4 protein-coding genes and 1 pseudogene are annotated in these 4,175 nt (G+C 63.0%); 4 read left to right on the top strand and 1 reads right to left on the bottom strand.

All coding sequences use genetic code 11. The features are described 5' to 3' along the window. Nucleotides 1-109 precede the first annotated feature (109 nt). Nucleotides 110-268, top strand: a pseudogene (locus tag EP867_RS16260) (arsenical resistance protein ArsH); the annotation flags it as partial. Between the two features lie 154 nt (nucleotides 269-422). After that, entirely contained in the window at nucleotides 423-1,148 is a 726-nt protein-coding gene (locus tag EP867_RS16255) for an ABC transporter substrate-binding protein (RefSeq protein ID WP_128490522.1), read from the top strand. Between the two features lie 55 nt (nucleotides 1,149-1,203). On the opposite strand, the gene EP867_RS16250 is transcribed toward EP867_RS16255, so the two are convergent. Next, complete coding sequence (locus tag EP867_RS16250) at nucleotides 1,204-1,656, bottom strand: Lrp/AsnC family transcriptional regulator (RefSeq protein ID WP_128490521.1); 453 nt, start codon at nucleotides 1,654-1,656, stop codon at nucleotides 1,204-1,206. Between the two features lie 96 nt (nucleotides 1,657-1,752). Here EP867_RS16250 and EP867_RS16245 point away from each other — a divergent pair, with 96 nt between their 5' ends. Both EP867_RS16245 and EP867_RS16240 read left to right on the top strand, forming a co-directional pair. Next, nucleotides 1,753-2,943 (top strand): diaminopropionate ammonia-lyase, encoded by a 1,191-nt coding sequence (locus EP867_RS16245; protein ID WP_128490520.1) that lies wholly within the window; start codon nucleotides 1,753-1,755, stop codon nucleotides 2,941-2,943. A gap of 4 nt (nucleotides 2,944-2,947) precedes the next feature. Next, nucleotides 2,948-4,093, top strand: a complete 1,146-nt coding sequence (locus tag EP867_RS16240; protein WP_128490519.1) for an amidohydrolase — start codon at nucleotides 2,948-2,950, stop codon at nucleotides 4,091-4,093. Nucleotides 4,094-4,175 lie beyond the last annotated feature (82 nt).

Raw genomic sequence — 4,175 nt, 5'->3', positions numbered from 1 at the left:
CGAGGCCTATGATACCTCCGATCAGAACCTGAAAACCGCCGCCTGACATGAAACCCATGCTAGAGCTTAGCTGAGCGGCAAACTGGTCCAAATTCCCGGACCACCTCTGCCATCGCCCTATTACGACAGGATCGTTGATGTGATGGAGGAACTGGTGCGTTTCACTTTGCTGACGCGCGATCGTCCCGACCTGACCGACCGCTACAGCGAGCGGAAGGAAGCCGCCGAGAAGCTGCAAGAGCGCCTGAATCTGAAAGATGCGACGTAGCATGAATTTCAGGTTATGGCTCTTCGCGTGACCCTGACTCCAACCATTTTCGCGATCGAGCAATGGGTAAAATTACCTTATCAGACATTCACGAGCTGACATGTCGCTTCAAGCTTTACTGCTCGGGAAACAAAATTGACGCAGCGGCAACTTAATTGCGTATAGGAGGGGTCTTTCTGCTTCAGCGGGTGCAGGCCCCCACAACCCGCTGTCGCAGCACGCAGAACTGCGTCAGGCGCTGTCTTACGCCATTGACCGCGAAGCGCTGAACCAGGTGGCTTTCGAGGGTCTGTTCCAGCCGGGCAACCAGCCCTTCGCGCCGGGCTCCTTCTGGTATGATGAGGCCACGCCCCTTCCCGCACGCGATGTGGAAAAGGCCCGTGAGCTGATGAAATCGGTGGGGGTTGAGTCCTTCAGCTTTACCCTGACCGTGCCGAACAACCAGGCAAACCTGCAGGTCGCCCAGGTGCTTCAGGCTATGGTGGCCGAAGCGGGCATCGAGATCAAAGTTGAAGCGGTCGAATTTGCCTCAATGCTGGCCGCTCAGGCCGAGGGGCGCTACCACGCAACGCTCACCGGCTGGTCGGGCTATGTCGATCCCGACACCAACCTCAACCAGTTTGTCGTCACCGGCGGCGGTCTGAATGATCCGAAATTCTCGCATCCTGAGGTGGAAGCAGGTCTTGCAGCCGCCCGCCGCGAAAGCGATCCGGCCGCGCGTAAGGTGCATTATGATGCCGTGCGCAAGGTTCTGAACCGCGAACTGCCGCTGCTTTATCTCTACCACCAGGCTTGGATCTGGGGCTTTGATAAAAACCTCAAGGGCTTCACGCCCTACACCGACGGTCTGATCCGTCTGGAAGGCGTCAGCCGCGGCTGATGTCCAGTGGCGGCTCCGGTGACGGAGCCGCCATTTTTTTTTCCGCGGGGGCTCTTCAAAAAGCCAGCGGCCCGCTGGTTTTCACCGCCGACATGGAGACCAGGGTGCGGAATTTGCGCACATTGCTGCCCTGAAACAGCACCCGGCGGGTGAAATCCTCATAGGCGGCCATGCTTTCCGCCGCGACCTGGACGATAAAATCCGTCTCGCCTGCCACGTAATGGCACTGCAGCACCTCCGGCGCATCCAGCAGGCGCTGTTTCACGGCATCAATCTCTGCCGGAATTTCGCTCACCAGTTCAATCAGCACAAAGATCGTCAGCGGCAGCCCCAGTTTTTCGGGGGCGAGCACGGCGACATTCGCGGTGATGACGCCTTCGGCCTCAAGGCGGCGGATGCGGCGCTGCACCGCCGGAGCCGAGAGATTGACCGCCTCGCCGATCAGCCGCTGCGGGGTGGTATTGTCCTGCTGCAAAATGCGCAGGATGCCCAGATCATAGCTGTCCATCGGTGCTTCACGAAACAAAATTGCATTTATAACCCTGATATTCAGCGCAAATTTCACCTCTGATGCAATAACTTTTCGTCAAAACAGGAGATGTTGATGTATCTGGCAAACCCCCTTGCGTGTTATCGCAGCCCGCTTGATCCCAAAGATGCCCTCACCTACAGCCTGGAAGCTGCCGGGCATGTGGCGCGGCTTCTGGCCCTGCGTGACAGCACCGCCACCCCCCTCGTGTCCCTGCCGGCGCTGGCAGGCGATCTGGGGCTTGGGGCGCTTTATGTGAAAGATGAAGGCAGCCGGCTTGGCCTCGGCAGCTTCAAGGCGCTTGGCGGGGCCTATGCCATGATGCAGCTGGTGCTGGATGCCGCCGAACGGAAGTTCGGAGAGCGTCCCGCCGCCGAGGCGCTGCTGACCCCGCCGGTGCGCGCCATTGCCGCCGGGATGACCTTTGCCTGTGCCACGGATGGAAATCACGGCCGTTCGGTGGCCCAGGGCGCGGCGCTGACCGGCGCACAGGCGGTGATCTTTGTGCACGCAGGCGTCAGCCAGGGCCGCATTGATGCCATCGCCGCCTTTGGCGCGCGGATCATCCGGGTGGCGGGCAGCTATGACGATTCCGTGCGCGAGGCTGCCCGCGTGGCAGAAGAAAATGGCTGGACCGTGCTCTCCGACACCTCATGGGAGGGATATGAGGAGATCCCGGCGCTCGTGGGTCAGGGCTATATCGCCCTCGTCACCGAGGCGCTGGCGCAGCTGCCCGCGCCGCCCACCCATGTTTTCCTCCAGGCCGGGGTTGGCGGTTTTGCCAGTGCTGTCGCGGCGCATCTGGCGGTGCGGCTTGGGGCAGAGCGGCCCCATATCACGGTGGTTGAACCGGCGCGGGCGGCCTGCGTTTTTGAAAGTGCGCGGGCAGGGCAGCCGGTCCAGGTGCCTGATGCCGCCCCGACCGTCATGGCGATGCTCGAATGCTATGCGCCCTCGCCGATCGCGTTTCGTGTGCTCGCGCGGCTGGCTGACGGGTTTATGACCGTTGAGGAGGAAGATGCCGTGGCCGTCATGCGCCGCCTGGCCTTTCCGCTGCCAGGGGACCCTGCGGTGGTGGCGGGCGAAAGCGGCGGGGCAGGGCTTGCCGGTGTTATGGCCGCTTTGCGCGACAGCGATCTTTGCGCCCGCATCGGGCTTGATGCGCGCGCAAGGGTGCTCGTCATCAATACCGAAGGCGCCACCGACCCCGAGGTTTACCGCCAGTTGACCGGCGCAGATCCCCATGACATCCGCACGAAGGCCTGAGCATATGATCCCCTCTGCCCTTTTGCAGGAGATGACCGCCTGGCGGCGCCATCTCCACCGCCATCCCGAGTTTGGCTTTGAAGAAACCGCCACCGCCGCTTTTGTGGCCGGAAAGCTGCGCAGTTTCGGCCTTGAGGTCACCGAGGGCGTGGGCGGCACCGGCGTGGTGGGCACCCTGCGCCGCGGCCAGAGCCCCCGCGCCATTGCCCTGCGCGCGGATATGGATGCGCTGCGCATCAGGGAAACCGGCAGCGCCGACTGGGCCTCGCAGACCCCGGGGGTGATGCATGCCTGCGGCCATGACGGCCACACGGCCATGCTTCTGGGCGCGGCCAGCCTGCTTGCCGCCGAGGGTGGCTTTGACGGCACCGTCAGGTTTATCTTTCAGCCCGCCGAGGAATGGGGCCGGGGGGCGCTGGCCATGCTGGAGGACGGGCTGATGGCACGCTTCCCCTTTGAGGAAATTTACGGGCTGCACAATCTGCCGGGGCTCGCGGTGGGCAGTTTTTGCACCCGCGCGGGGGCGGTGATGTCGGCTGAGGACAATTTTGAAATTGTCCTGCGCGGCATCGGCGGCCATGCGGCGCGACCGCAATGGGGGCGCGAAACCCTCGTGCCGGGCTGTGCACTGGTTATGGATCTGCAAAGCATCGTCTCGCGCAGGTTAAGCCCCACGGATATTGCCGTGGTCTCGGTGACGGAATTTCTCACCGATGGCACCCGCAACGCGCTGCCGGGCGTTACGCGGATTCTGGGCGATGCGCGCAGCTTTTCGCCCGATGTTTCCGCCAAAATCGAAGAGGAGATGCGCCGCATCACCGCGGGCATTGCCACCACCTGGAACCTGAGCGCGGAGGTCAGCTACACCCGCGAATTTATGCCGCTCCTCAATACCCCGCATCTGGCTGAGGCGGTGCTCGCCTGTGCCGCGCCGGTCTCTGCCACGGCTCAGGTGATGGAAGAGCCGATGACCGCGTCAGAGGACTTCGCGCGCTTCCTCGATTATGTGCCGGGGTGTTTCTCCTACATCGGCAATGGCGAGGCCTCGGCCCCGCTGCACAACGCGGGCTATGACTTCAATGATGCCGCCCTCGGCCATGGTGCGGCGGTCCATGTGGCCACCGCGCGGGCCCGCCTGCGCGCGGCCTGAGCAAAAGCGGCCCGCACCAATCCAGGCGGGCCGCCAGCCCAGAACGGTCCAAAGGGCCCGAAGCTGCATATTTGGGCTTTTG

Source organism: Falsigemmobacter intermedius, assembly GCF_004054105.1.
GTDB classification, from domain to species: domain Bacteria; phylum Pseudomonadota; class Alphaproteobacteria; order Rhodobacterales; family Rhodobacteraceae; genus Wagnerdoeblera; species Wagnerdoeblera intermedia.
This window is presented reverse-complemented; position numbering and strand designations above follow the sequence as displayed.

Coding starts and splice junctions, on each gene's coding strand:
- EP867_RS16250 (WP_128490521.1), bottom strand. CDS start 1,656: ATGGACAGCTATGATCTGGGCATCCTGCGCATTTTGCAGCAGGACAAT.
- EP867_RS16245 (WP_128490520.1), top strand. CDS start 1,753: ATGTATCTGGCAAACCCCCTTGCGTGTTATCGCAGCCCGCTTGATCCC.
- EP867_RS16240 (WP_128490519.1), top strand. CDS start 2,948: ATGATCCCCTCTGCCCTTTTGCAGGAGATGACCGCCTGGCGGCGCCAT.